Here is a 25,153-nt window from a genome sequence, read left to right on the forward strand (position 1 = left end):
GATACAGAAAATGCAGCCGACGGGGCGCCGATCCATCACGACTCGAGACGGCGACCACAGCCAGAAACCGTGGGTCGCCGGCGAACCACAGCGGCTCGATCTGAGCCCTCCGCTCCGGTTTCGTACCAGGAGCGCCGATCCGCCTGAACCACCAATGGCTCCGACAAGCCGCAACGAAGGTCAACGGTACCCGCTCAGCGGGGTTCTCCGGATTGGGGAATTCGAACCACATACGCTTGTCCAAAGCCGCAGGGTGCGGGGAAATACCCTTCGGGACATCGTCGATGACCTGCCATCGATATTCACTCATCACTCGCCGCATACGGTTGAGACTGACCACGAAGGAAGCCTCCACCAGAGCACGAAACGGCGCGTAGAGCAGAAACGGAAAAAGGACCCATCCGATGGACACTGGGAGGCCAGTAATCGCAAACAGGCTTCCGAGTGCCAGGCACAGCCAGCCCAGAACCCTGAGAAAGCTGCCGATCCTGCTCCGCGTCCAAGACCGTCGACTCGGCTTGTGATCCCATGCCACCCGGTGTTCATATGCCTTCATCGAAGTCGACCCCTCACTACGAACAGCTCACCTGAAGACATGTCGGGCTACATCGACAATTCCACTGCCGTCGATCCCGAGGCGCGTTCCATCGATTCCGGCCACGGCTCCACCCTTGATTCCATCGTCATCCGCGTCCACCACTTTCATGGCCAGTCCGAATGCCGCAGTGCCCACGCCCAACGACGTTGAGGTCATCTGGACCGCCTTGACGACCGATTCGGCCCTCGCGCCTCGAACGGTCGCGGTCAGGAGCGAGTTACCCAGCCCTGTAAGCGTCTTCGCCTCGTCCACCGTGCAGGATCCGAGCCGGGCAATCCGCTGCCCCAACGGCAGCACTTCTCCAGCGGCCCCGGCGGCCTGCATCGCCGTTCGGGTCCCCTTCCACACCGCCCCCACTCCCGGCGCCGCTCCCAGCATGTCGCCTCCCACCGTCACCAGGTTGCTCCAGAAATCCTGGTCCAACTCGCCCTTGGTGACGCCATCCCACAGCGATGCCCGTAGCTCTGGGTCAGCGAACACCCGCAGCGCGAGCGACCCCGCACTCAACGCCGCCCCCACCAACAAAAGCACCGCAGCCGCCGTCCCGCCCGACACCACGAACAGCGCCACCAGTCCGACAACAGCAGCGATCGTGCTGAGGATGTCCGGGAGGTTCTCTTTGATCCACTCCATCGTGTCCTCGAACCAACCCGGTTCGTGCGGAGCGAGTTTCGCCGTGGCGGCGCGGATCTTCGAAGCCCGTCGGCCGGCCTTCTCTTCGTGCTCGTAGGCCAGCCTTCGGGCCCTGCCGAGGACGCGTTCGAGTTCCGCTTCGGCTTCCTCCACGCGGGCGTCGGCTCGGCCGAGTGCCTTCTGCGCGTCGTCGCGGCCCGTCCCCTTTCCGTCTTTCCCGTTCTTCAGGGCCGGGGCATCGGCCGCCGTCTCGGCGGCACCTCTCGCTCTGCACAGAGCGTCACGCGCGTCCTTCGCATCGTCGTTCAAACGCCTCGCGCGAGCCTGGAAATCCTCCAGTTCACCGTGCCAGCGATCGAGCTGTCGGGCTGCCTTGCCGATCGAGTGCGCGGCGTTCCGGAGATTCTTCGCCAACGGGCCGTCCCGCAATTGCTCGCGCCAGGCGACCGCCGCGTCACCCGCCCAGTAGCTGCCGTCCATCAGCTTGGTCACGGTCTCGTGCGTGTCACCCAGGACCTTCGCGCAGCCGACCAGTTTCCTGTGCAGTGACGCGACCGTGTCGCAGTTGCCGGGAACCGGATTGAAGCCGAGGTCCGGGTAATGAGGGTTCTTGATCACCCTGCCCGGGTCGGGCACCGCCAAAGGGGACTTCAGCCCCTCCGGCAGATCGGCGTTCCTCGCCGCGGGCGAGTGCGCGTACGGGTCGGCTTCCATGCCTGGCGTAATCGTCATGCCATGCCACCGCCGCTCTTCCGATCCGCCTTCCCCTGGGATTTCCGCATGGCCTCTTCCAGAGCCCTGTCCACCTCGAAGTAGCTCTCCTTGTTGTCGCCGATGATTTTCGCCAGGTCCTCGGCCTGCTCGCCGATCTGTTCCGTGCCGTATTTCCAGTCCTGCTGGAACTCCTCGCAGGCACTGTCCAGATCGTCCGTACCCAGCCCCGAGACGGTGGCGCCGGCGAGCGCCTTGCGCAGGCCCTTGAGCGCGTCGGTCGATCCCTTCAACTGTCGGCAAAAATTGTCGAGTTCCGTGCCGTCGACTCTCAGTCTCCGGGCCATGCGGCGGGGCCTCCCCGTAGCTCGAGACGGTCATGCCGCCATCACCTGTTGACGGACTGGATCTCTTGGACGTGTACGTCCTGTGTGCTCTCGAAAGTGCCGTCCGGCAGGTCGCCCGTCGCCCCGCCCGTCCCCTCCCAGGAAATGGCCCAGGTGAGGGAAGCCGTCAGCCGGTAGGGGCGGCCGTCCGTCGCGCGGAGGTACTCGACACCGCAGGGCGGGGCACCGGTGGCGGCCGCCTCCCTGCTGTAGGGAACGCCGATGCTGCCGTCGTCGGCGATCTCACAGTCCCCGGAAGCGGGGTACGTCCTCGCGTCGTCCGTGCCCGGCTGAAGGTGGAGGGCGACGGGTCTGGCCGTGGTGACCGCGTACAACCCGGTGCCGGGCAGATCGGCACGGACTCTGATGTCCTTGAACGTTCCCTTGTCGAGCCACATCCAGGTGGGCAGGTTCACCGTCGAGCCACGCGCCGGTTTCAGCTCGACCTTGGTGTCAGGGACCCGGATCTTGTCGTACGCGAAAGCCGCGAGGGTCTCGGGGGTCGGGGCGTTCGCGTCCCCAGGGACGTGGCCGGCGGGCTGCCAGAACATCACACGGCCGCAGTCCCACGCCTTCGAGTCCTGGTACATCCCCTTGCGGACCGTGCTGCGCCAGAACATGCCCTTCTTTCCGAGGTTGTAGTTCTTGTAACCCTCGGCGTCGGGGCTCCGGGGGAGGTTCAGGCCGACGGTGTGGGCCGGCTTCCGCTTCTCGTAGTGATCCACCCAGCGGCCGTTGCTCCACCACGTATGGGCGGTGACCAGGCCGCCTTCGCCGGTCGCGACGGCGGCCTTGAGCCGCTCCGGGGAGAAGACCGGCTCGTACCAGCACGCCGGCGGCCGCCAGTTGGGGTCCACAGATCTGAGCTCGCCCATGGATGCCTTGGCCGTCCGGCCGCCGGACCGCGTGAGTCGGATCCTGGAGTGGGAGACCGACGCCATCAGGTTCCTGCCCGAGGCATTGCCGCTGACGATCCGCGAGGGCGCACGCGACTGCCTGTCCATATCCTCACCCCACGCATGGGCCCTGCCCGGCACGAAAGCCAGTACGAGGAACGGCGCGACCAGCAGGCGCGGGGCTCTGCGGATGCTGCGCTCCCCCATCAGCACGCGCCCCTTTCGGTCTCCACCGTCGTCGTCCGCCATACGCCCTGTTCGGACTTGTCGAGACGCGTCCGGTACTGGAGTCGTGGGTCAGTACCTTTTGGAGTGCCCTTCTTCTCCCCGGTCTTCCGATTCTTCGTGTACCCCTTACTCTCGTCGACGCAGTAGAAGAGAACTCCGAAGCCCTCATTGCTCAGATGCACCTGAGGGTCGAAGACCCGGCCTTCGCCGACCAGAGTGTGATCGTCCTCCACGAATCCCCGCACCCACTTGCGCGCGGACGTCAGAGACGGGCCCGTGTTGTAGAAAGCGAGCTCCTCGGAGCGCGGGTCGGCCTCGATGATGGCGGCGTACTCGGCCCGGAGTTCTTCCTTCCCGTCGTTCAAGATGGCCTGCAGCTCCGGGTCGCTGTTCGTCCAGTTCTCGAACTTCACTCGGAAGGACGACGGCAGCTCCACCCTCGGACGCCCCGTGCGGGGCGTGGGCCCCGACAGGGACGGGTCGGTGTCCGTACCGGGCCCGCCGCTCTCCGCCCCCGCGATCCTGTCGTCGTCCCCTCCCCCGTCGGCCGAGGCTCCGCAGGCGGTCAGTATCAGGGCCGCGGACATGGTGAGCGCGGCGGTCACGAGGGGGCTGCGGCAGGGCACTTGGGGCTCCCGGAGGCGTGGGGTCGCTGAAGCGACGGTCACGCTAGTGGGGCCGCCCAGGAGCCGGCGGGGGTGAGAGGTGGGCGCTCGGCCGTGGGGGCGGGGCGGCCCCGTCGGTGCCGGGGCTGCGGCCGTGGGCGGGACGTGCCTGGCGCAGGCCGGGTTCCGGCCGCCCGGCCGAGGGCGCCGCGCGCGGCCTCCCCGGCCGCAACCGCCCCTGGCATACGCCGGAACGCATCATCAATACGTGTGATGAGCGGAGCGGTCAGCGGCCGTCCCCCTCGGGGGATACGGCCGCAGAAGGCCGCCGGTCCCCGCCGCTCCCGCCCCGCTCAGCCCACCTCGTTCTCCGCCACCGCGCTGCCCCTCACCGTGACGTCGCCGCCGTAGAACATGCCCGTGAACACCGGGCTGTAGGTGAGCTGGACCTCGACCTCCACCCGTTGCGCGTTCGCGTTCACACAGTGGGTCGCCGCTGTGTCACGGGCGTCGAGGCCCGCCTCGGCGGCGAAGGCCTGGACTCGGGCGCCGCAGTTCTCGTAGTTGATGGGGGCGCCCTTGACGCCCTCGTATATGCCTTCCCTGTCGATGTCCTGCGCCGCGTAGCGCGCCGCCTGCTCCGCGATGTCCGCGGCGCGTTCCCGCTTGGAGATGGACAGGCCGCCGTCGATCACGAACGCGGACAGCGAGAGGAACACGATCGCGAAGATGATCACCGCGCCCGCGCCCGAGCCCCGGTCGTCGAGGGCCGCGCGGCGTGCCCCGGCCCAGGTCCGTACCGAATACCGCATCGCTGACAAGGTCACGCCGTCCTCCGGAGCGGGTCCAGCGGTGAGCTGAAGGTGGCGTCCAGGGTCGTTTTGATGTCCAGGCCCAGCATGGCGAGGCCCCGCACCTCGCAGCTGACCTCCACCGTGAAGAAAGGGTCCACGTCGGAGTCGAAGCCCCGGCTCTTCTGGACGACGTTCACCGGGCCCGAGCAGACGTCCGAGAGGTCGGCCGAGGCCGCCTTCCTCGCCTCCGCCATCGCCGTCCCGTAGTCCTTCTGGATCGACCCGGCGCGCGCGGCGTCGCGGGCCGCGCCGTCGATCGCGCCCCGGCCGTCGACGAGCTGCCCGAAGGCCACCAGGACCAGGACCAGGAGGATCATCACCGGGGCGAGGATCACCACCTCGACGGTGGAGAGCCCTCGGTCGCCCTCGCGTACGCGGTCGCCCCCGCGCACGCGGTCGCCCTCTCGCGCTCGCGCGGAGCGGCCGTCCCGCCCGCCAAGCGACCGCAGCCGGCGCCCCGCGCGAGCCACGTACCCGACGCCGGCCGGCCCCGCCGCGCCGGCCCGTACCGCACGCATCACCCGTCCTCCTCGACGAACCGCTCCACCGGCCCGAACGACTGCGCGTGCACCGTGAAGTCGAGGCCGGGGAAGACCATGGGCACCTTCGCCGTGATCTCCACGCCGACCGTGTTCTGCTCGGGCTGGACGGTCTTCACGTCCGGGTCGATCACCAGCTGGGGGCCGAGCTGGCGGATGTAGGCGTCCGCCACGTCGTTCGCCTCGCCGCGCCAGCCGCCGGGGTTCTCGTCGGCCGTGGCGCGGGCCTTGCGCGCGCCCGCCTGCGCGGCCGCCTGGGCGACGTGGTCCGCGAAGAAGTACAGCGCGAACTGCACCGTCGCGAAGATCATGAAGAACAGCACCGGGGTGAGCAGCACGAACTCGATCGCGGTCATGCCGGACTCACCGCGGGCGGAGGCGGCCTCCACCCGGCGGCGTACGAATCCGCTGAAGCCGCGCGCGCTTGGCGCCCGGTCCTCGGGCCGGCCCTCGGGCCGAGCCTCGTGATTCCTCATGGCGTCAGATACCGGTGTCGGTGATGGTGAGGGGCGGCCGGCTCAGCAGGTCTTGCCCGCGTCGGCGCCCTCGATGCAGTCCCCGACCTTGGACGCGCCGCCCTTCAGCGCCGCGTTGATGATCGCGGCGACCACGCCGACGATCGCCACGACGACCGCCGAGATGATGACCCACTCCACCGCGGACGCGCCGCGGTCGAGCTCGCCGGAGCGGGCGCGCTGGACGCGGCCCTTCAGGAAGGTCACGAGAAAGTCGACAGCCGGGTGACTGAAGTTCCGTCCGTTCATGGTGAGTTGTCCTCTCAGAAGTGGTGGGGGGAAGAGGCGCCGAGCCCCGTTGTCGTCGGCACCTTCGTCAGAGGGTTTCCGGACCTGGGCGCCCGCCTCGGCACGCACGGCGCACCCGGCGCACACGACACCCGCATCGGCCCGGACACCCGCATCAGACCTGGAACACGCGCATCGCCGCCGGAAAGATGAGGAAGACCAGGAAGCCCGCGCACAGCAGCAGCTGCGCGACCAGCATCGACTGGGACTTCTCGCCCGCGCTGCCCTCGATCTCGGCCAGCTCGCGGTGGCGCATCGTCTCCGCGCGGGAGGCGAGCGACTCGCGCACCTTCGCGCCGTCGTCCGCCACCAGCGCCAGCGACGCCGACAGGTCCTTCAGCTCCTCCACGCCCAGTTCCTCGCCGAGCGAGCCGAGCGCCTGCCACTGGCTGACGCCGGTGATACGGGCGTCGGCCAGCGCGCTGCGGATGCGTTGCGTCGCCCATCCGTCGGAGACCTCGGCCGCCGCCATGAGCGCCTCGGGCAGACCGCGGCCGCCCGCCAGGCTCATCGACACCAGGTCCAGATAGGCGCCGATGACGCGGCGCAGGTCGCGCCGCTTGTCGGCCGCGTCCCTGCGGACCTCCAGGTCGGGCAGGAAGAAGAAGAGCGCGCCGAACATCAGCGCGAGCCACACCGGGATGACGGGACTGCGGGCGAACCCGATCGTGGCGACGATCACGAAGAGGAACGGCCCGAAGAACACGCCGGCCGCGGCCAGCAGCACCTTCGTCGCCAGGAACTTCTCCCAGCTGCGGTCGAGCACGGCGAGGTCCGCCCGCAACGACCGCTGTTCCCAGCCCTGTTGCAGATAGAACTCCGAGACCCGCGCGCCCACCCGGGTCCGCAGCGAGCCGAAACGTCCCGGCTTCTCCACGTCCGAGGTGGCGCGGTGCGACTCGTACGCCGCGCCGCGCGCCCGCATCGCGTCGATGCGCGCGACCGTCGCGACGGCGCTGCGCTTGGACGGCATCAGGGCGCGGACGAGGGCGAAGACGCCGAGTCCGAGGATGGCGCCGATCAGTACCGGCATCGTCAGGCTCATCGGCGTGCTCCCTCGGACGGATTGGCGTAGCCCGGCAGGCCCTGCTGGACCGCTCCCGGTCTGCCGAGCTGCGGCGCCTGCGCCGGGTCACCGGAACCGGTACCGGCACCAGGGCCGGGTCCCCGGGGGCGTACGAACTGCACGCCCGGCTCGTCCTTGACCAGGAAGCGGTCCGGCGTCTCCACCGTCGACAGCTTCCGCAGCCACCAGAAGCCCAGCGCGAACAGGGCGCAGACGAGGGCGAGCATGGCCTGGCCGAGCGGCGTGCCGTACGGCTCGACGAACTCGCGGTTGAAGATGGACAGGCCGAGCACGAAGGCGATCGAGACGGCCACCACGATCTGCACCGAGCGGCGGGTCGAGGCGCGCTGCGCCATGACGCGCTGACGCATGTCGACCTCCTCGCGCGCCGACTTGGCGAGCGCGCCGAGGACCTGGCGCAGACCGGGGCCGCGCAGCTTGGCGTTGAGGATGAGGGCCGCGACGATGATGTCCGCCGAGGCGTCGTCGATCTCGTCGGCCAGTATCTGCAGGGCCTCGGGGAGCGGCGTACGGGCCCTCAGCCGGTCCACCAGGGCGTCCAGGTGCGGGCGGAGCACCGGCGCCGAGGCGCGGGCCGAGGCGGGGATCGCCTGTTCCAGGCCGACCGCGCCCGCGATCGTGTCGCGCAGGGACTCCGTCCAGGCGGCGAGCGCCTCGACGCGCTTCATCTGCGCGCGCTCCTCGGCGGCGCCGCCGAACAGCTTGTCCCAGAAGAAGACGAGGATGCCCGAGGCCAGGCCCGCCACCGCCCAGCGGGTGAGGAGCAGCACGACCAGGCCGACGCCGATGGCCGCCGAGCCGCGCCGGCCGATGAAGCGGACCAGTTCGCTCGCGCGCTCGCTCGCCCGGTGCTTCTCGTGGGCGGGCTTGACCGGCAGACCGCGGATGGCCACGGCGAGCAGCGCGAGGCCGCCGCCGGCGGCTATGCCGCAGCCGAGTGCGTACAGGACGGTCAGCGAGAAGAGGCCGCCCATGGAGTCGAGCGGACCGCCCGCGGCGAGCGAACTCGCGCCCGTGCCGGTGGCGTTCAGGGATTCCAGGGATTCCGGTGTGTTCATGTCGTGCTCACCCCCACTGCCCGGCGGGGCGGTAGCCGTACGCGGCCAGCTCTTCCATGCACGCGATCGGCGCGTGTGCGACGACACGGCCGTCCGGCGCCTCGGCGAAGACCTCGCTGGACAGGACGCGGCCGTCGACGCCGTTGACCTCGCGGACCGAGGTCACCATGCGCTGCAGCTTGCCGCCGGACTGGTAGTTGTTGCGCCGCTGGATGAAGACGACGAAGTTGACGGCTCCCGCGACGAGCATCTGGCTCGCCTCGATGGGGAGGCGTTCGGAGGCCTGCAGCGCGTACGTGGAAATACGGTTGAAGACCTCGCTGGAGCTGTTGGCGTGGATCGTGGAGAGCGAGCCGTCGTTGCCCTGCGACATCGCGTTCAGCATCGTCACGATCTCGTCGCCGAGGACCTCGCCGACAATGACGCGGGAGGGGTTCATGCGCAGCGAACGGCGGACGAGCTCCGCCATCGAGATCTCGCCCTGGCCCTCGGAGTTGGGCAGCCGCTCCTCGAACGCGACGACGTTCGGGTGCAGGTCGGCGAACTGGTCGAGGCCGAGTTCGAGGGCGCGCTCGACGGTCACCAGGCGCTCGTGCGGCGGGATCTCGTTGGCGAGGGCGCGCAGGAGCGTGGTCTTTCCGGCGTTGGTCGCGCCCGCGATCATGATGTTCTTGCGGGCGCGGACGGCGCAGGCGAGGAAGTGGCCGATCTCGGGCGTCAGCGTGCCGTTCCCCACCAGGTCCGACATGAAGACCTTGCCCATGCGGGCGCGGCGGATGGAGAGCGCGGGGCGGCGCGTGACGTCCATGACGGCCGACAGCCGCGAGCCGTCCGGCAGCCGCAGGTCGAGCTGCGGGTTGGCGGAGTCGAAGGGACGCGACGACAGACCCGAGTACGCGCCGAGGACCTGGATGAGTTCGACGAGCTCCTCGTCGGTCTCGGCGACCGGGTCGGCCTTGGCCTCGCGGCCGTCGGCGTAACCGACGAAGACCTGGTCGCAGCCGTTGATGTCGATGTTCTCGACCTCGGGGTCGTCGAGCAGCGGCTGCAGCCGTCCGACGCCGAAGAGCGCGGCGTGCACGGCGGCGGCGTACTGCTCCTCGGTCTCCGCGTCGAGAGGGGTGCGCCCGGCGTTGATCTCCGTGCGCGCGTACTCCTCCAGGATCTGCGCGATGACGGCGCGGGCGTAGTGCCGCTCGTCCTCGCCCGACATCGGGGTGACGCCGGAGACCTGGTCGAGACGGCGCTGCTCGGCGATGCGGTCACCGGCGTCCTGCCGGAACCGCTTGACGAGCTGGTGATCGACGGCTGTGGTCATCGGGCCTGCCCCGGGTGGTGCGCGACGGGGTTGGTCCAGGCGGCGCCGTACTGCTGGTAGAGGTCGACGGTCACCTTGCGCGCGGAGCGGATGAGCAGCGACTTGTCGAGCCGTCCGCGGCGGCGGCCCGCCAACTGGTCGGAGCCCGCCGGGTCGTCGGCGAGGGTGCCCACGACGCGGGCGCCGGTCTGCGCCGCCATCAGCATGTCGTTGACCTGGTGGACCAGCTTGGCGGAGGTCGAGGGGTCCGCGATCAGCAGGACGCCGATGAGGGGCTGGGCCAGCGAGGCCGCGCCGCGCGAGCCGCCGTGCAGCTTGGTGGCGAGGGCCGCGGCACGGTCGCGTACGCGCGCGATGGCCTCCGGCTCGGTGCGGGAGACGAGGAGCACGAGCGCCGCGTGCGGGAAGAGTTCGACGGCCGGGCCGTCGCCGCTGATCCGGCCGCAGTCCGCTATGACGTCGGCGGGCGCGTGCGGGGAGTCGGCGAGCTGGGCGAACGCGCGGCCGAGGGTGGGCCAGATCCCGGCGAGACCGGCGGCCTGCTCGGCGATCCCGAGCCCGACGAGGACCTCGAGCCCGCCGCTCAACGGCTGGGTGTGGTCCCAGAGTTGGTCGGGCACGAGGCCGCGGCGGGCGGTGGCCGCGATGGACAGCATGCCGGTGTTGGGGTTGAGCGGTCCGCCGTGCGCGGCGGCGCTGCGGTAGACCAGGTCGCCGCCGGCGGGGTCGGTCTCCGCCACCAGGACGCGGCGCGGCCAGACGGCGGCGAGCGCGACGGCGGCGGTGGTGACGCCGGGGGATCCCTTGTCGGCGGCGAGAGCGATGAGCGCCATGTCTCTTGTACTCGCCTCTAGTTGGCGTCGGACGGGATGCGGACGAGGACGACCTGGCCCTCGGATGCGGCACTGGCGAGCGGCCCGACCTCGTCCTGCGGGACGAGCAGCGTGACGTTCTGGTTGCCGGTGCTGACGGTGGCGTCGCTCTTGACGATGACGGAGCTCACCTTGGCGGCGGCGACCAGCGGGGTGCCGCTCGTGGAACCGCCGGCGGAGCCCTTGCCGGTGGAGGTGCCGGCGACGACCGGGTAGGCGGCGACCGTGTCTCCGCCCTTCAGGTCGGCGGGGTACTGGCCCTCCTTCAGGGAGAGGCCGACGGAGGCCTTGCCCGCGGGCAGGGTGGCCTTGGCGCCGAACATCTCGCCGACGACGACGGTGCCGGGGTAGATGGTGGCCTTGGCCTTCAGCTTCTTGAGCTGGCCGAGCTGGGACTTCTTGATGAAGTGCGCCGAGCTGTCGTCGTTGACCATCACCGTGGTGTAGCTGCCCTCGGTGATGGCCTCGCCGGCCGGAATCTCCTTCTGCACCTTCACGACCTCGATCCGGTCGCCCGCGCGCAGCACCAGCACGGTGGCGCCGAGGGCGCCGACGAGGATGAGGAGGACGGCCAGTGCGGCGAGTGCCGGTTTGCGCTCGCGAGGCGGCGCGGGAAGGCGCTCACCGACCGCCTGCTGAGCCGGCGCGGCGGAACGGTTGTTGCCCGCCCCCATACGCTCCTGGATCTTCACGCAACTGCTCCCCGCACACCCAAGAAGATTCGGTCAATTTCGTTCATTCGCGACACTCTCGGCTCATCTGCCTGTCTCAGGCGAACTATTCAGCCTCAGACTCAGTGTCAAGTCATCGCACCGTATCAGCAGCACATAAGCCCCTCAAGGCGCGTTAAAGATCGCGAACCTCACACCGGGCATCGTTATCCACGTGCAATCCACACCCTTTGGTTCCGATGCCATCCTTGCGTCCCGCGCGCGCCGAATCGTGTGCGTACGCGAATCCACACCCTTTGCACAACGCCCTTCGGGGGGAGGCCCGATGGCGCCTTCACACGGTTCCCACATGCTCCTCCCCCTGGCCCGGACCCCGGCCCCGGGTCCCGAACCGGCCATGCCATGATCCGTCAGCCTCATGGGTGACGCGGGTGGGGGGCGGGGTGGTTCCCGTGGCTCGGCACCGTTGCCCGGCGCAGCGATCCTGCCGCCCGTACCGCCCGTACCACTCGTACCTCCTGCACTGTCCGTATCTCCTGCAGTGCCCGTACCTCCTGCAGTGCCCGCACCGTCCCTACCACCCCCACCATCCCCACCATCCCCGCCGTTCACGAAGGGACTTGGCTCCGCGATGAGCACCCCCACCGACCGACCTCAGCTCCTCCCCGTGACCCGGGCGGCGTTGGCCTCGGCGCCCGGACTCCTCCCGGCGGTACGGGAGATCGGCGTCCGGCGCGGCTTCGACTACACGGACGACGCGGCGACGGCCACCTTGCTCAAGGAGCGCCGGAAGGCTGTGGCCCGGGTGAGCACCAGCGCACCGGTCTGGCTGGGATGCCTGGCCGTGGTCGCGGCCGTCGTCTGGCCGGTGGTCTCGCCCGGGGTCCCCGCCCTCGCCGGAAAGCCGCCCGCCGTGCTCTACGGCCCCGCTCTTCCGCTGCTGCTGGTGGGCGGCTGGCTCTGGGTCCTCGTACGGCGCTGCTGGAGGCGGGAGTTGCTGCACCCGCAGCTCGCCGGCTACCGCGAGGTGATCGGTCTCGCGCGGGCGTACGGAGTGCCGGTGACGCACATACCGGACTGGCTGGTGGGGCGGTCGGAGAACACGAGCGGGAAGGGGTCGGCGCCGATCCCCGTGTACGACGAGGTGAAGCGGACGCCGTCCGGGGGATCGCCATCCGGGGGGACACCGTCCGGGGGAACGCCGTCCGGGGGGACGCCGTCCGGGGGGACACCGCAGCCGTCGGAGCCCGAGCCCGACGCCCGGGTGCGCGATGCGGCACGCGCCCCGCACACCCCCTCCCTCCCCGCCAAGCCGTTCGCGGTCTCCACCTACGAGGCGACAGCGGAGGACGGAGGCCGGCACGGCGAGGGCGGCTGCCTGCTGTTCATCGCGGGGGTGATCGGCGTGAGCTACGGCGCGACGGAGGACGTACCGGGCGCCTTGCTCGCGGGGGTCCTCATCCCCGCGGCGATCATGACCTGGGTGGCGGGTGCGCGCCGGGGCAGGGAGAGGGAGGCGCTGCGCGAGGAGGCGGTGACCTATGTGCGGGCGCTGGCTGCGGCGCAGGCCGCGGGCGTGCGCATTCCGGAACTGTCCCTGCCCCTGCGGAAGTTGCTGGCGGCGGAAACCGAGCGCGCGGCGGAGTGAACCCGGATGGGGCGATTCGACTCTCTCTTTTCAGCGCGGAATTCCGCTGACCGGAATGGTTCGACGGCCTACCAAATGACGTGTCGGTAAACGCCGTTGACGCATTGTGGTCCAGACCTTTCACGCGCGGAGCGAGTCACTTTCTGTCGTAAGAAAGAGAAACAACCCCCCATGAACGTCAAGAGAACCCCCACCTCCACGCCCGCGCGCCCCGCGCGCGTGCGGAAGACCCCCGCGGCCGCCGCCCTCGCCGCGACGACCGCCGCCCTCGCGCTGGTCGCCACCTCCGCACCCTCGGCGCACGCGATCATCGGCGGCACCGAGGTCCCGAACGACGCCTACCCCTTCATGACCGCGGTCCTGGAGAAGGGCCCGGGCAGTGTGCGCGACCGTCAGTTCTGCGGCGCAAGCCTCGTCACGCCGGACACCGTCGTGACGGCGGCGCACTGCATGGTCGACGACGCGGGCAAGCCGGTGAAGCCGAAGTCCCTCCAGGTCGCGGTGGGCCGCACGGTCCTCTCCGCCCGGCAGGGCCGGATACGTGACATCGCCAAGGGCGGCGTGGTCGTGCACCCGCGCTATCTCAAGGGCAAGGAGGCCTACGACGTCGCCTTCCTGAAGCTGGCGAAGCCGGTGCGCGGCATCTCCGCGGTGCCGCTGCCCACCCAGGGCACCGACGCGCTGATCCGCCCGGGCCAGAAGGCGACGGTCACGGGCTGGGGCAACACGGACACGGACCTGACCCACAGCCCCGACCGCCTGCGCCAGGTCAAGGTCCCGATCCTCTCGCACGCGGAGTGCCGCACGAGCTACAAGGAGTACGACGCGAAGGTCAACTTCTGCGCCGGAGTGGAGACGAAGGACTCCTGCCAGGGCGACAGCGGCGGCCCGGTCTTCCGCAAGGTCCCCGGCCGCGAGACCCCGATCCTGATCGGCGTCGTCTCGTACGGCGACGGCTGCGGAGCGCAGGGCGCACCCGGCGTCTACACGTCGCTGAGCTCGGCGAAGCTGTGGAAGACGCTGGAGGAGTCGGCGGCGGGCAAGAAGGTGAGGCGGGCGCTGAACCGGGGTTGAACCGGGGTTGAACCGCGGTTGATTTGCGGTTGATCCGCGGCTGTTCCACGAGTGATCGACGGCCCGGGGCGTCATCGCGGCCCCGGGCCGTCGTCTTCCTGGCCTCCCCGGGGTGGCGCGACGGGCTACGGGCTACGGGCTACGGGCCGGTGGCACCCCACCACTCCGCTACCCCACCACTCCGCTAATCCGTTACTCCGTTACTCCGCGAAGCGGAACGTAGAGGTCACCGCGTCGAAGATGTCGAAGAACGAGTCCGCGAGGTCGAGGATCTGGCTGCTGCCCGAGACGAGGGCGACCTTGCCCTCCTGGCCCGGCACCGGGATGAACGTCTGCATCAGGACGACCCGCATCGTGCGCTCGTCGCCGTCCACGGAGATGTCCTCGATGCCGTGCGTGCGGGCCGCGAGGCCGACGCCCGGGATGTCGACGGTCGTCACCTTCCGCCACGCGTCGCCCTCGCGCTTCGCCTCGCGCACGCCGAGCTGAGCGACGATGCGCTCGGGGTCGGTGGGCAGGACGTCACCGTTCGGGGTGCGCGCGCCGACCAGGGAGACGGTGACAGAGCCGGTGACCGGGGTGTCGCCGCCGAAGCTCTCCGCCATGCAGCCGCAGTACAGCGCGCCGGACTGCCAGGCGTCCTTCGCCGCCTTGCGCAGGAACGCCTCGAAGGTCTCCCGGTGCGGGGCCAGTTCCGGGCGCGCGCGGACCCGGTCGTTGATCATCTGCCGGATGGCGGCGTCGCGCGACTCGGGCCGCACGTCGAACTCCCACCACGTCTCCGGCACCTTGATGCTGAATCCGCCGCGCGCGATGGTCTGCGGTGGTGTGTAGCGGGCCATGCAGGCACTCTCCCCGTCCCCGGTGCTTCGCCGGTCTCCGGCCTCCGGTCCCCCGGCGGACCGGGCTCCGACCCTCCGGACGCCGGCACTCCGGCCTCCCGGTGCGCCGGTCTCCCGTCGCGTCGGCCTCCCGTCCTCCCGGGCTTCCGGTCCGCCGGTACGACTGTCAGTTCGACCGCCAGCCTACGGGCCCCGGGCCGCGGGCCCCGCCCCCTACCGGATCCGCCCCCTTCCGGGATCCGCCCCCCCTTCCGCCGGGATCCGCTCCCCTACGGGCCCGCCCTACTCCCCCGTGGCTCCGTCGATCCGCTCCCTGAGCAGGTCGGCGTGGCCGTTGTGGCGCGCGTACTCCTCGATCATGTGCGTGAGGATGTAGCGCAGCGAGTACGTCTCGTCGCGGAAGTCGACGGTGGCGTCCAGGGAGTCCACCGCGTCCACGATGGCGCGGGACCGCCCGCACTCCGTGTGCCAGACCTCGAACGCCTCGTCGGGGTCGGCGTCCGCCACGTCGAAGTCGGCGTACTCGCCCGGCACGCGCCCCTGCCAGTTCGCTCTGGCGGCTTCGCGGTTCAGGACGTTGCGGAACCAGCTGCGCTCCACCTCGGCGAGATGCCGGACGAGCCCGAGCAGCGACATGTCGGAGGGCGGTACGGCCCGCTCCTTGAGCTGATCGGCCGTGAGCCCGGCGCACTTCATCGCGAGGGTCTCGCGCTGGTACTGCAAAAACGCGGTGAGCGAGGCACGCTCACCGGCGCCGGAGGACGGGGGTTCGGTCCGGCGGGACGGGAAGGCGGGCGGTTCTATGGGCATCCGGCCATCTTGGCCGCAGCGGCGTGACGGCGCACGGGATTTCGCCCCGCGCGAGGGGCAATCAACCGGGTCGGCGGGGCTCGCACACGGAGCTTGCACAGGAGCTCGTACGCCGTCGGCGTGTGTGCGAAATCGCTCTAGCGAAGCCATTGACCGCTTCAGTACGGTCGGATCGCTCGCCGAACTGTCGCCCCACCGGGAGTCACACGTGAACCGCAGTCGCACCTTCCCCGTCACCGCCGTTTCCCTGGCGGCCGCCGCTGCCCTGCTGCTGAGCGGATGCGGGGGTGACGGTGACGACGACTCAGGGAAGGACAAGATCGCCGGGGCGGATGATGGAGGGACGAAGAAGAGCGGGGCGCCGAGCGCGGAGAAAAGTGCGACCCCGAAGATCGACCGCCCCGAGATGACCTTCCCGTCGGACGTACGCCTCACCTTCGACCGGGCCGGCGTCACCGACCCCGACCGGACCGCGGCCATGAACGACGCCCGCGCGTTCGTCCGCGCCATCCGGTACGGAATCGTCAAGCAGGACGTGAACAACGCGGCCTACAAGTTCTACTCCGAGGCGCAGAGCCCCGCGCAGGCCTACGCCAAAGACCAGATCAAGCAGCGCGTCGACAGGGGACTCAGCATCAGCGGTGAGATGCGCTTCACCCGGACAAAGGTGTCCCCCGCCGAGAACAAGGAATCCTCCGTCGTCACTTTCTGCAGCGACAGCAGCAAGCTCTTCAGCAAAGAAGTGAGGACCAAGAAGGTGCACCACACGGAGCCGAGCATCAGCGACTACAACTCGTGGCAGGTCCTCATGAAGCCCTCCAAGAACTCCGAGGGACTGTGGCGGGCGCAGAAGGTGCAGGTCAAGGACAAGGCTGGTGAATGCAGGTGACCACCGCGCGGATATCGCTCCTCTCGGCCACAGCCACGGGCGCGGCACTGGTACTGGTGCTGATCGCCGGTGCGCCGGCCGTCGCCGGCGAGGACCCCGGTATCAGCAACGGCAGCACGTCGGCCACCAAGAAGGACGACACCGTCGGTGCCGTCGCACGCATCAGCTACACCAAGGCCGGGGGCGGCGGGTCCGGCTCCGGCTCCGGCCCGATCACCTCGGTGGACCCCAACTGGGCGCCACCTCCTTGCTGGTATGCACCGGAGTGGAAGGCGAGCGAGTTCCGCGAGTTCCGTGACCGGCTGTACTTCGGGGCCCGGCACGACCCCGAAGCCCCGCGTGACGCCCTGAACGACATGTCCGACGAGAACCAGGCATACGCCGAGGACAACTACAACATCGACAAGGAGAAGGAGGGGATGTGGTGGGGCGCGCAATTCAGCCCGGACGCCACACTCGAAGAACAGCAGAAATGCAACAAGCCGCCCTTCTGGGTCAAGAACGGCGAAACCCCCGACGTCCCGAACGTCATCAGCCCCGAGATCCTCGCGGGCCTCGCCTACGACCAGATCAAGGTGCCCGGCACCAAGGTCTCCCTCGCCCCCGGCAACGCGTCCAAGGTCAACCTGCCCACGTGGGCCTGGCTCGACAAGGGTGAGTTCAAGCCCGTGTCCGTGACCGCGTCACTCGACGCACCCGGACTGCACATCGAGGCAACCACCACCGCGAAGCCCGTCGCGCTGACCCTGAAGCCGGGTACGGACGACGCGAAGGTGCTGCCCGGTTCGGGGGCGTGCGAGCTCAACGACGACGGTTCGATCGGCGAACCGTACGCGAAGGGCAAGGCGGAGCAGACCCCGCCGTGCGGCGTCGTCTACCAGCGCTCCTCCGGACAGGGCACGTACGACCTCCAGGCCACGGCCACCTGGGAGATCACCTGGAAGGGCACGAACAGCCCCGGAGGAACGCTCCCCAACGGCGAATACGGGAACGACCAGCCGGTCAAGGTCGAGGAGATCCAGTCCGTCAACCGGTGAGGGCCGGAAGGAGCCCCCTGCCCCTCCGCCCCACAGGCCTCACGCATATCGTGAATATCGTTGGCTACGGCACGCATCGTGACCGCCACCGCCACCGTCCGGACGGCGCGCCGCCCCATCCCCCCACCCGACGAAGAACGGAAGCACGACTCATGAGCGACCTTCGGCTCGACGGCACGGTCTTCGAGGACCTCAAGAGAACGTTCTCCGGGGTCAGTGACCGTATGGACGCCGCGCGCCGCACCCTCAAGGGCACGGACGGCTCGGTGGTCGGTGCCAAGGAACTCATCGAGGACGTGCACGAGTTCGCCGACGAGTGGGGCTACGGCATCAAGCAGCTGGGGAAGCACACGCAGGGCGCCGTCAAGATGATCAACAAGATCGACACGGAGTTCAGCAAGCTGGACCAGGCCCTCGCCGAGTCGCTCAAGTCGACCCACAAGTCGGCCCGTGTGAAGGGGAAGTGACGTGACGGGCAAGCGTCCCGCTTTTCCCCACATCGGCTGGGACCCGACGCCGGGCAGCGTGGAGGACACCCGCGACCTCGCCAAGAAACTCGGCGGCCTCGCGTCCGAGCTGGGCACCGCGGTCCGCGACCTGGAACGAATAGAGTGCGGCGCCTGGAAGGGCAAGGCGGCCCTCGCTTTCACCGAGTACATAGGCGAGGACGTCACTCCGCTCATCCGCAAGAGCCACGAGTCCTTCGACAAGGCTTCGCGCGCGCTGCACCGGTGGGCGCGGGAGCTTCACGAGTTCCAGGAGGAGGCGAACCGACTGGAGAAGCGGGCCGGGGAGAAGCTGGAGGCCCGGTCGGAGGCGAAGCTCGGCACCAAGGAGATGGGCAAGGCGTCGGGTGAGGTCACCACGGTCATCGCCGACGTCCACGACCTGGAGGACCGCTACAGCAAGGCCGCCGGGGCGATCAGCAAGGAGCTCGACAAGGCGGGTGACATCGCACCGGACGAGCCGGGGTTCTGGGACAAGCTCACCAAGGGCGTCGCCGACGCGTGGGACGCGGCCGGCAAGTGGCTCCAGGACCACGCGGACCTGATCAAACTGATCGGTGACCTGTTGAGCGACCTGACCGCCGTCCTGGGCCTCCTGGCCATCGTCACGCTGCCGTTCCCACCCCTCGCTGCCGTCTTCGGTACGGCCGCCCTCATCACCAGCGGGCTCGCGCTGGGCGCGCACGGGCTCGCCAAAATGGGCGGGGCCGACGTGAGTTGGGCGACCATGGGGCTCGACGCGGTGGGGCTCATGCCAGGGATCGGGATGTTCAGCAAGGCCACCAAGGTCGTCGGGAAAGCCAGGGCAGTCAAGGCGGCTACCAATCTTGGCGAGGGATTCAAATACACCTCGGTCGGCAACGGCAAAATGCTCATGGCCTTCGGGAAAACCTCACGGGAGCTCACCGGCGGATTCGGCGTGGGTGGCCTCGTAAAGATCGGCGGAAAATCCGATGACATCTACGAGGTGGCACACGCCACCAGTGGGCTGAAATCCCGCATGGGCGGGCTGGCCGCCGCGGGCTATCACGAGGGCCAATGGCTCGGCTCCAAGGGGCTCAACATGATTCCCAAGGTGAACATCGACCCCGTGGGGGCGGGTATCGCCATGGACGCGGGACTCAAGATCTTCCCCAAGATCACGAGCATTCACCAGCATACGAGCGAGGCCCTCTTTCCCGGTGATCGATTCGCGCAGTCGGCATCGGGGAACTGAGAGCATGCGACGCGGTAGGACCGGGCCGATGCGCCGGATGACGTAGCCGACTGCGTCGAAGAGGGAGAGTCACACATCCATGGAAATTTGGCAGCCTCAACCGGGCGAGACGGTCCTGGCCCGCAAGAACGTCACCTTCGCCACGGGCGAGGCCATGCGCGTCAAGGGCATGCGCTGGTTCCGTGACACCGAGCGCAACGACATCCAGAAAGAATTGCCCGGCTGGCCCGAAGGTCCCGTATACACCCATCATTCAAGTGGTGCCTCGATCGCACGAAAGGCCGGCAAGGGCGGTCTGATGGCCGTGGGCGGCGCCATCATGGCCGTTCTCAGCTCGGCCGGAGGCAATCTCAGCGGTGGCGCCTTCGGCGATTCCGGTTCCGACACCCCTGACGACCGCGCTGATGAAGTCGAAGACTTCCCCGTCATGTGGGCCGCGCCGGGCACCATCGCCCGCACCCTGCCCTGGCAATTGGACCCCGGGCGTTCGAACGACAAGCGCTACCGCACACATGCGATCGTCACCGATCGACGCTTGGTCATCGTCGGCCTTCCGTTCTACAAGAAGGACCTCGCCCGTATCGAGGACGAAGTCCTCTGGGAGATCCCCCGGTCGAACATCAGCAAGGTCGAGCCACGCGACTTCAAGGACGGGCGGGACTTCAAGGTCCTCTTCAGCGACGGCTCATGGTGCAGGCTGCGGGCAATGTCCCGGTCCCCTCTGATTCGACACCTGTATTCCCCTCTCGATCTGATCCCCCCGGAATCCCTGACGCAGGCGCAGCGGGATTCCGTCGACAACTTCTTCGCCACCGCCCGTGCTCCAGGCCCCTTGGAGCCCTTCGTCAGGCGCCTGCCATGTGGGCACTACCGCGCTGAGGCCGTGGTATCCAGCAAGCTCGACTCATTCTTCGGTGCCGGATCCCTCGACCTGAGCATGAACGCGGACGGCAGTGAGTTGCAGCCCGGCGACCATCACCCCGAAGACCTCTGACCCGTGACTCCGCCTCCGCATCAGACCGGGACGCCTCACACCCCATGACCTTCCCCCTCAATCCCACGAACACGCTCCCGCCCGCCCCCGCCGACCAACTCGATCCCCCACCCATCTGGTTCCACGTTCCCGACGGGTTCCACGCCCTCCCCCTCGCCGCCACACCGGAAGGGCGGACCGAACGCGCCGAGGAATTCGTACGCGGGCTCTACTCCCGTGGAGACGAGCACATTTGGGAGCCGGCCGTCCCGTACTACGCAGGTCTCGCCCAGCTCATGGCGGCGGCCGGCGTCTCGTACTCGGCGATGGGGCTTTTCTCCACGGCGGACGTAACTGAGGCGGGAGACGAGACGGCCGCCGGGCACGAGCCCTCCGCCGGAGTCGCCCAGTGCGCGTTCACCTTGGCCGCCGTCCCCACCGACCAGGCTGCGGGCGACACGGAGACAGTCGCCCAGGGAATCCTCGCCGTCCTCTCCGACGACGCTCACAACGACGCGCGCTGGCTCGACCTGCCGTGCGGCCCGGCCGTCTCGTGCGTCACGCTGACCGAGTACAAGCTGAACCCGGAGATCACGGCGACCGGCGAGGCGACAGAGCTCCTCACGGGACAGATACAGGTCCATGTCCCGTTTCCCACGGGCCCATTTACCGCAGTCTTCACGCTGCACACCGCGTCCACGGATTACTGGGTCGAATTCTGCAACATCATGACGGCCGTGCTTCAGAGCGTGTCGTTCGAGGAACCCGAGATCGAGTTCGTCGAAACGGCGAGCTGAGGCGAGCTGATGAACCGGCGGCCCGCCCGTCTCCGCGGCCGAGCACGGGATCAGGGCAGCACACCGACTCATGGGCCCGTGAACCCACGCGTCGACGAGGGCGACGCGGCGGAGTCCTCCGGAACGGGGACTCCTGACGCCAACGCCGTTACCCGCGCCCGCCGTTCCGCACACCCATTCCCCATGGCCCCCGAATACGTCGCGTCAGTAAAGTGCGCCCATGAAACAGGGGGCCGAAGAAGCGCGCATGGCGGCGGAGGGCGTGGCACGCGTCCGTGGTGGCGGGATTCGCCAGGGCAACTGGGCCGCACGCCGCCGGCACGACAGGACCGCACGCCCCCCGCGCCGCTGGGCCGCGCGCCCCCCGCACCACAAGACCCCCCGCCCCCCGCGCCGCCGCAGCACCGGATCCGCCCGGTCGGCGCTCCTCCGCAGGCTCCTGTCGGCCTGCGCTCTCCTCCCCCGGCTCCCCTTCCTCCCCCTCCTGGCCACCGTCGCCATCACCGTCACCGTCAACGCCCCAGCCGCCACCGCCGCCCCAGGCATCCCCGGCGCACCCCCCTCCCCCACAACCGCACGCACCCAGGCCGCCACCCTCGCCGCCCATCTCCGCGCCGACCCCGTCTACGTCACCGACCAGCTCCCCCGTGCCGTTCCCCGCTCCACCGCCCCCGAGTTCGCCCGGCTCGCCAAGCGGACCGGGGTGCCTACCTACGTTCTCGTGCTGCCGGAGGGCGGGAGCAGCAGTGACAGTCAGGCCCTGCTCGGGGCCGTGCACGATCGGCTCGGGCGGGACGGGCTGTTCGTGCTCGTGGACGAGCGTTCCGTCGTGGCGGCCGGCGGTTTCGGGGTGCGGGTGCCCGCCGACGACGCGCAGACGGTGCAGCAGTACGAACTCCCGTACGACGCAGGGCCCTTGCTCAGCTTCGAGCGGTTCGTCGACGTCATCGCCCATGGGCGCGCCGAAGCGGCGAAGCGTGCCGAGGCCGCGCGTGAGGAGTACGGCGGGCACGGGCCGTACGGCGAGGGCTACAAGGAGCCCGAAAAGATGCACGTCGGTCCCACCGACCGGCGCAACCAGTCCTTCCTGACCGGCATCGCCCTCGCGGCCCTGCCGCTGCTCGTGCTGCTGCTCGTCCCGTACGTACGACGCTGGCGGTGGCGGTGGGGGGCGCGGCGGCGGTCGCTCGGTACCGGTGGCGGTGGCGGTGGCGGCGACCTCAAGTCCCGCTGGTTCGGGCCCCGTTGGTTCCGTCTGCACTGGATCGAAGCCACCGTCGCCGCCGCCCTCGCGGTCCTCGTCGCCGTCACCGCCTCCGCCCTCTTCCACCAGTCCACGTCGAACGCCGCTCCCCTGCCCACCTCCGCCGACATGAGCGCCCGCGTCGAACGCGTCGCCGACGGACTGCGGCGCGACCCCGTCTACACCGAACCCGACAGCCCGCGGCTGCTCTCCGCCCGGCGGGCATCCGAACTCCGGTCGCGTATGGGCGAGTTCCGGCGCGGGCCCGTGTACGTCGCCCTCGTACCGCAGCTCAGCGAGGACGAGTCCGCCGGTGTGCCGCAGACCTTCGCCGACGCTCTCCACGCGCGGCTCGGCAAGCCCGGCGTCTACGTAGTCGCCGATCCGTACGCCGGAGGCATCGACGTCGTCACGTACGACGTACGCATCGACGCGAACCTGGCCGCCTTGGACGTGCCGGACGCGATCGGTTACGCCGACTCCGACGATCGTTCCGAGGACCATCGACTCGGCGAGCGGCTCGACAAGCTGCTGACGTTCCTCGACAAGGCGCCCCGCACGGACGCGCCCGAGACCTCCTCCTACGGCGAGCCCGCCCCCGACCCCGTCGAGGAGAGCACGCTGCCGCGGCTGTTCAGCGGGGACTTCTGGCCGGGGCTGATGCTCGGCGCGATCGGTGCCGGTGTGGTGTTCGCGCTCGTCGCCGGAGCTCTCGGCGTTACGGGTATAGTCCGGCGCTCCGGTCGGCCGGTGCGGTTGGCGGGCGGCTTGTCGGGGGCGGGTGGCTCGTCGGGGGCGGGGCAGGGCATGGGATCGGACTGGGCACCGGCCCGGCCGACGTCCCCCTTCGAGGCCCCGGTCGCGCCCTCCCTCCGGTACCTGCGCGACGCCGCTCGCGCGGAACTAACCGCCCTCGCGCGCGAGTTCGACCCGAACGCCGCGCTGCCCTCCGCCCTCCGCACCCGCGTGTGGGACTGCCTCGACACCGCCACGCTCCTCGCCGACCGGGACGGAGGCGGGCCCACCGCTGACCGGGACGGAGGCGGGCCCCACGCAGGCGGACCCGACGGGCGCGTGGACGACGACGTGCCACCGGCCGACCTCGCCGCGGCCATCACCCTCGCCCGCGTCGGCCGCGCCGCACTCGCCAGCGGCGACACCAGCAAGCCCTGCTGCGCGCTCAACCCCCTGCACGGCCTCGCCACCGGCTGGCGCGAGATTCAGTACGCACCCGAGGACCGCCGGCGCCGCACCCTCCCCGTCTGCGCCGCCTGCCGCCTCTTCGTGACGGAGGAACCCGGCCGCGCGTACTCCCTCCGCCTCACCCTGCCGGGCCCGGCGGACGGCAGGGGCGGGGCCCGCGTCCCGTACGACGAAGCGCCGGGACCGCTGCGCGCCGCGCGCAAGGGAGTACCCCAACTCATCCGCCAGGTACGGGAGTACGTCGGTGTCCAGTGACCTGAAGCGCCGCGCTGCGGCCCGCCCGTACGCGATCCTCGCCCTCATCGCCCTCATCGCCCTCACCCTGGGCCTGGCGGGCGGGGGGCCTGTCCCCGCTTCCGCCACCCCCGCAGCGGTCCCCGCACCCAGCCCCGGCGAGAAGATCGCCGAAGCCCTGCGCGCCTCACCGGTCTACGTCGACCCCTCGTACGCGGCGTCCGCCGTGCCGCCCGCCCGCCAGAAGGAACTCGTCGCCCAGATCCGGAGAACCGGCCTGCCCATCAAGGTCGTCCTCGTCCCGCTCGCCAAGGGCGACTCCTTCGACGGCGACCCCGGCACGCTGGCGACGGTCGTACGCGACCGCCTGGCGGACGAGGAGCAGGTGGGGCGGGGCGCGGACCCGACGGGCCGGGGCGCGGGCAGCGACCTCATCCTCCTCACCTCCGAGCAGGACCGGAACGACGACGTCCACGGCTTCGAATGGCCCGCCGACGAGCACCAGGCCGACGACGCGGCGGCCGCGGTCGGCATCATGGAGGAGTTCGACGACGCCGGCCTCGCCGAACGGACCGCGGGCGCCATCGACCTGATCGCGCGGGGCGAGGGCACGAAGGCGTACGCGAAGGCGTCGGAGGAACTGGACGAGAGCCTGGCCGACCACGTGGGTGCCGGGTCCGACGCCGGCGCCGGGTCCCACGCCTCCGGCGGGCCCGAGCGGCCCGGGTGGACCGGGTGGCTCGTGCCGGTGGCGGCGACTGCCGCAGGTCTGACGTGCGCGGCTCTGCTCGTACGTTCCGTACGTTCCGTACGCCGGCGTCGCGGTCGACGCGCCCCGCGAGGCGCGCACGCCACGGCCCCCTTCACCTTTCCCCACGCGGTCTTCGCCGCGGCGCGCACGGCGGACGAGAGCGAGTTGCGCCGCCGCGCGGAGGCGGAGGTGCTCGCCCTCGGCGAGGCCGTGCGGGCCGCGGACGCGGAGACGACGCCCGGACTGCAGGGGCCCTGGACGCGTACGCCGCCGCGGGCACCGTCCTCGACGCCGCGCACGGACTGCCCGACCTCGCCGGGGTCCTGGCCCTGGTCACGGAGGGCCGCGACGCCCTGACCGGCACCCCGGACCCGCTCCCCCTCTGCTTCTTCAACCCCCTGCACGGCCGCGCGGCCCGCCGCGTCACCTGGCGCCCCCTGGGCCGCCGCGACCAGCTCCGGATCGCCGCCTGCACCGACTGCGCCCACGCACTGCGCGAACACCGCGCACCCGAGGTACTCACCGAGGCCGCCACCTCAGCGGACGGCTCCGGCGAGCGGCTGATCCCCTACTTCGAGGCCGACGCGGAGAAGAGCCTCTGGGCCGCCACGGGCTACGGCTCCCTGACGGGCACCACCGACCCGGAAACCGGGCTCGCGCGGCGGGTGGGG

The 25,153-nt window shown here is 70.2% G+C and carries 25 protein-coding genes; 10 read left to right on the forward strand and 15 right to left on the reverse strand.

The genetic code is table 11. The features are described 5' to 3' along the window. Positions 1–583 precede the first annotated feature (583 nt). From ACZ6B8_RS05845 to ACZ6B8_RS05905, 13 genes are all read right to left on the reverse strand, one after another. Positions 584–1,963, reverse strand: coding sequence for a zinc ribbon domain-containing protein (locus ACZ6B8_RS05845; protein ID WP_471606374.1), 1,380 nt, complete (start codon positions 1,961–1,963; stop codon positions 584–586). Continuing rightward, entirely contained in the window at positions 1,960–2,289 is a 330-nt protein-coding gene (locus ACZ6B8_RS05850) for a hypothetical protein (RefSeq protein WP_471084313.1), read from the reverse strand. Before ACZ6B8_RS05850 ends, ACZ6B8_RS05845 begins: the two co-directional genes overlap by 4 nt. 41 nt (positions 2,290–2,330) lie before the next feature. Next, positions 2,331–3,332: a hypothetical protein gene (locus tag ACZ6B8_RS05855; protein WP_471084310.1), complete on the reverse strand. Its 1,002-nt coding sequence runs from the start codon at positions 3,330–3,332 to the stop codon at positions 2,331–2,333. Positions 3,333–3,430: 98 nt separating this feature from the next. Continuing rightward, on the reverse strand, positions 3,431–4,078 hold the full coding sequence (locus tag ACZ6B8_RS05860) for a hypothetical protein (RefSeq protein ID WP_471606375.1): 648 nt from the start codon (positions 4,076–4,078) through the stop codon (positions 3,431–3,433). Between the two features lie 332 nt (positions 4,079–4,410). Then, positions 4,411–4,869, reverse strand: a complete 459-nt coding sequence (locus tag ACZ6B8_RS05865; RefSeq protein ID WP_471084304.1) for a pilus assembly protein TadG-related protein — start codon at positions 4,867–4,869, stop codon at positions 4,411–4,413. 11 nt (positions 4,870–4,880) lie between these two features. Further along, positions 4,881–5,303, reverse strand: a complete 423-nt coding sequence (locus tag ACZ6B8_RS05870) for a TadE/TadG family type IV pilus assembly protein (protein WP_471606476.1) — start codon at positions 5,301–5,303, stop codon at positions 4,881–4,883. Between the two features lie 125 nt (positions 5,304–5,428). Next, on the reverse strand, positions 5,429–5,806 hold the full coding sequence (locus ACZ6B8_RS05875; RefSeq protein ID WP_471085034.1) for a TadE family protein: 378 nt from the start codon (positions 5,804–5,806) through the stop codon (positions 5,429–5,431). A gap of 162 nt (positions 5,807–5,968) precedes the next feature. After that, a complete protein-coding gene (locus ACZ6B8_RS05880) occupies positions 5,969–6,214 on the reverse strand; it encodes a hypothetical protein (protein ID WP_355804039.1) in 246 nt (81 codons plus the stop codon). 154 nt (positions 6,215–6,368) lie between these two features. Continuing rightward, positions 6,369–7,298: a type II secretion system F family protein gene (locus tag ACZ6B8_RS05885; protein ID WP_471084298.1), complete on the reverse strand. Its 930-nt coding sequence runs from the start codon at positions 7,296–7,298 to the stop codon at positions 6,369–6,371. Beyond that, positions 7,295–8,314: a type II secretion system F family protein gene (locus ACZ6B8_RS05890; RefSeq protein WP_471606477.1), complete on the reverse strand. Its 1,020-nt coding sequence runs from the start codon at positions 8,312–8,314 to the stop codon at positions 7,295–7,297. Before ACZ6B8_RS05890 ends, ACZ6B8_RS05885 begins: the two co-directional genes overlap by 4 nt. 91 nt (positions 8,315–8,405) lie before the next feature. Continuing rightward, positions 8,406–9,716 carry a CpaF family protein gene (locus ACZ6B8_RS05895; RefSeq protein ID WP_471084295.1) on the reverse strand — a complete coding sequence of 437 codons (1,311 nt, stop codon included), beginning with the start codon at positions 9,714–9,716 and terminating at the stop codon, positions 8,406–8,408. Next, positions 9,713–10,549: a hypothetical protein gene (locus ACZ6B8_RS05900; protein ID WP_471084292.1), complete on the reverse strand. Its 837-nt coding sequence runs from the start codon at positions 10,547–10,549 to the stop codon at positions 9,713–9,715. The genes ACZ6B8_RS05895 and ACZ6B8_RS05900 overlap by 4 nt, the downstream gene beginning before the upstream one ends. Before the next feature lie 17 nt (positions 10,550–10,566). Then, positions 10,567–11,280, reverse strand: a complete 714-nt coding sequence (locus ACZ6B8_RS05905) for a CpaB family protein (RefSeq protein ID WP_471606376.1) — start codon at positions 11,278–11,280, stop codon at positions 10,567–10,569. Between the two features lie 610 nt (positions 11,281–11,890). Here ACZ6B8_RS05905 and ACZ6B8_RS05910 point away from each other — a divergent pair. Next, positions 11,891–12,907 carry a hypothetical protein gene (locus ACZ6B8_RS05910; RefSeq protein WP_471606377.1) on the forward strand — a complete coding sequence of 339 codons (1,017 nt, stop codon included), beginning with the start codon at positions 11,891–11,893 and terminating at the stop codon, positions 12,905–12,907. A gap of 171 nt (positions 12,908–13,078) precedes the next feature. Then, positions 13,079–13,981 carry a S1 family peptidase gene (locus ACZ6B8_RS05915; RefSeq protein WP_471606378.1) on the forward strand — a complete coding sequence of 301 codons (903 nt, stop codon included), beginning with the start codon at positions 13,079–13,081 and terminating at the stop codon, positions 13,979–13,981. A 200-nt stretch (positions 13,982–14,181) separates the two neighbouring features. Here ACZ6B8_RS05915 and ACZ6B8_RS05920 read toward each other — a convergent pair whose 3' ends face one another. Further along, entirely contained in the window at positions 14,182–14,823 is a 642-nt protein-coding gene (locus ACZ6B8_RS05920; RefSeq protein ID WP_471084280.1) for a hypothetical protein, read from the reverse strand. 282 nt (positions 14,824–15,105) lie between these two features. After that, on the reverse strand, positions 15,106–15,633 hold the full coding sequence (locus ACZ6B8_RS05925) for a DinB family protein (protein ID WP_471606379.1): 528 nt from the start codon (positions 15,631–15,633) through the stop codon (positions 15,106–15,108). Positions 15,634–15,841: 208 nt separating this feature from the next. Between ACZ6B8_RS05925 and ACZ6B8_RS05930 the strand changes: the two genes are divergently transcribed. The 8 genes from ACZ6B8_RS05930 (at position 15,842) to ACZ6B8_RS05965 (ending at position 24,839) form a co-directional block, all read left to right on the forward strand. Further along, entirely contained in the window at positions 15,842–16,522 is a 681-nt protein-coding gene (locus ACZ6B8_RS05930) for a hypothetical protein (RefSeq protein ID WP_471606380.1), read from the forward strand. Next, a complete protein-coding gene (locus ACZ6B8_RS05935) occupies positions 16,513–17,559 on the forward strand; it encodes a hypothetical protein (protein ID WP_471606381.1) in 1,047 nt (348 codons plus the stop codon). The genes ACZ6B8_RS05930 and ACZ6B8_RS05935 overlap by 10 nt, the downstream gene beginning before the upstream one ends. A 152-nt stretch (positions 17,560–17,711) precedes the next feature. Continuing rightward, a complete protein-coding gene (locus ACZ6B8_RS05940; protein WP_471606382.1) occupies positions 17,712–18,026 on the forward strand; it encodes a hypothetical protein in 315 nt (104 codons plus the stop codon). A 1-nt stretch (position 18,027) separates the two neighbouring features. Next, the gene (locus tag ACZ6B8_RS05945) at positions 18,028–19,281 is read left to right on the forward strand and encodes an enoyl-CoA hydratase/isomerase family protein (protein WP_471606383.1); all 1,254 of its coding nucleotides are present in this window, start codon (positions 18,028–18,030) and stop codon (positions 19,279–19,281) included. A gap of 79 nt (positions 19,282–19,360) precedes the next feature. Continuing rightward, entirely contained in the window at positions 19,361–20,275 is a 915-nt protein-coding gene (locus tag ACZ6B8_RS05950) for a hypothetical protein (protein WP_471606384.1), read from the forward strand. 44 nt (positions 20,276–20,319) lie between these two features. Then, positions 20,320–21,051 (forward strand): hypothetical protein, encoded by a 732-nt coding sequence (locus ACZ6B8_RS05955; protein WP_471606385.1) that lies wholly within the window; start codon positions 20,320–20,322, stop codon positions 21,049–21,051. A gap of 220 nt (positions 21,052–21,271) precedes the next feature. Beyond that, positions 21,272–23,752, forward strand: coding sequence for a hypothetical protein (locus ACZ6B8_RS05960; protein WP_471606386.1), 2,481 nt, complete (start codon positions 21,272–21,274; stop codon positions 23,750–23,752). Further along, positions 23,742–24,839: a hypothetical protein gene (locus tag ACZ6B8_RS05965; protein ID WP_471606387.1), complete on the forward strand. Its 1,098-nt coding sequence runs from the start codon at positions 23,742–23,744 to the stop codon at positions 24,837–24,839. Before ACZ6B8_RS05960 ends, ACZ6B8_RS05965 begins: the two co-directional genes overlap by 11 nt. Positions 24,840–25,153: the final 314 nt, after the last annotated feature.

This window comes from Streptomyces sp. NPDC041122 (assembly GCF_055592445.1).

Excerpts from the sequence above, each read along its gene's own strand:
- ACZ6B8_RS05845 (WP_471606374.1), bottom strand. The coding sequence starts at position 1,963 with ATGACGATTACGCCAGGCATGGAAGCCGACCCGTACGCGCACTCGCCC.
- ACZ6B8_RS05850 (WP_471084313.1), bottom strand. The coding sequence starts at position 2,289 with ATGGCCCGGAGACTGAGAGTCGACGGCACGGAACTCGACAATTTTTGC.
- ACZ6B8_RS05855 (WP_471084310.1), bottom strand. The coding sequence starts at position 3,332 with ATGGACAGGCAGTCGCGTGCGCCCTCGCGGATCGTCAGCGGCAATGCC.
- ACZ6B8_RS05865 (WP_471084304.1), bottom strand. The coding sequence starts at position 4,869 with ATGCGGTATTCGGTACGGACCTGGGCCGGGGCACGCCGCGCGGCCCTC.
- ACZ6B8_RS05875 (WP_471085034.1), bottom strand. The coding sequence starts at position 5,806 with ATGACCGCGATCGAGTTCGTGCTGCTCACCCCGGTGCTGTTCTTCATG.
- ACZ6B8_RS05880 (WP_355804039.1), bottom strand. The coding sequence starts at position 6,214 with ATGAACGGACGGAACTTCAGTCACCCGGCTGTCGACTTTCTCGTGACC.
- ACZ6B8_RS05885 (WP_471084298.1), bottom strand. The coding sequence starts at position 7,298 with ATGAGCCTGACGATGCCGGTACTGATCGGCGCCATCCTCGGACTCGGC.
- ACZ6B8_RS05890 (WP_471606477.1), bottom strand. The coding sequence starts at position 8,314 with ATGGGCGGCCTCTTCTCGCTGACCGTCCTGTACGCACTCGGCTGCGGC.
- ACZ6B8_RS05895 (WP_471084295.1), bottom strand. The coding sequence starts at position 9,716 with ATGACCACAGCCGTCGATCACCAGCTCGTCAAGCGGTTCCGGCAGGAC.
- ACZ6B8_RS05900 (WP_471084292.1), bottom strand. The coding sequence starts at position 10,549 with ATGGCGCTCATCGCTCTCGCCGCCGACAAGGGATCCCCCGGCGTCACC.
- ACZ6B8_RS05910 (WP_471606377.1), top strand. The coding sequence starts at position 11,891 with ATGAGCACCCCCACCGACCGACCTCAGCTCCTCCCCGTGACCCGGGCG.
- ACZ6B8_RS05915 (WP_471606378.1), top strand. The coding sequence starts at position 13,079 with ATGAACGTCAAGAGAACCCCCACCTCCACGCCCGCGCGCCCCGCGCGC.
- ACZ6B8_RS05920 (WP_471084280.1), bottom strand. The coding sequence starts at position 14,823 with ATGGCCCGCTACACACCACCGCAGACCATCGCGCGCGGCGGATTCAGC.
- ACZ6B8_RS05925 (WP_471606379.1), bottom strand. The coding sequence starts at position 15,633 with ATGCCCATAGAACCGCCCGCCTTCCCGTCCCGCCGGACCGAACCCCCG.
- ACZ6B8_RS05935 (WP_471606381.1), top strand. The coding sequence starts at position 16,513 with ATGCAGGTGACCACCGCGCGGATATCGCTCCTCTCGGCCACAGCCACG.
- ACZ6B8_RS05940 (WP_471606382.1), top strand. The coding sequence starts at position 17,712 with ATGAGCGACCTTCGGCTCGACGGCACGGTCTTCGAGGACCTCAAGAGA.
- ACZ6B8_RS05950 (WP_471606384.1), top strand. The coding sequence starts at position 19,361 with ATGGAAATTTGGCAGCCTCAACCGGGCGAGACGGTCCTGGCCCGCAAG.
- ACZ6B8_RS05955 (WP_471606385.1), top strand. The coding sequence starts at position 20,320 with ATGACCTTCCCCCTCAATCCCACGAACACGCTCCCGCCCGCCCCCGCC.
- ACZ6B8_RS05960 (WP_471606386.1), top strand. The coding sequence starts at position 21,272 with ATGAAACAGGGGGCCGAAGAAGCGCGCATGGCGGCGGAGGGCGTGGCA.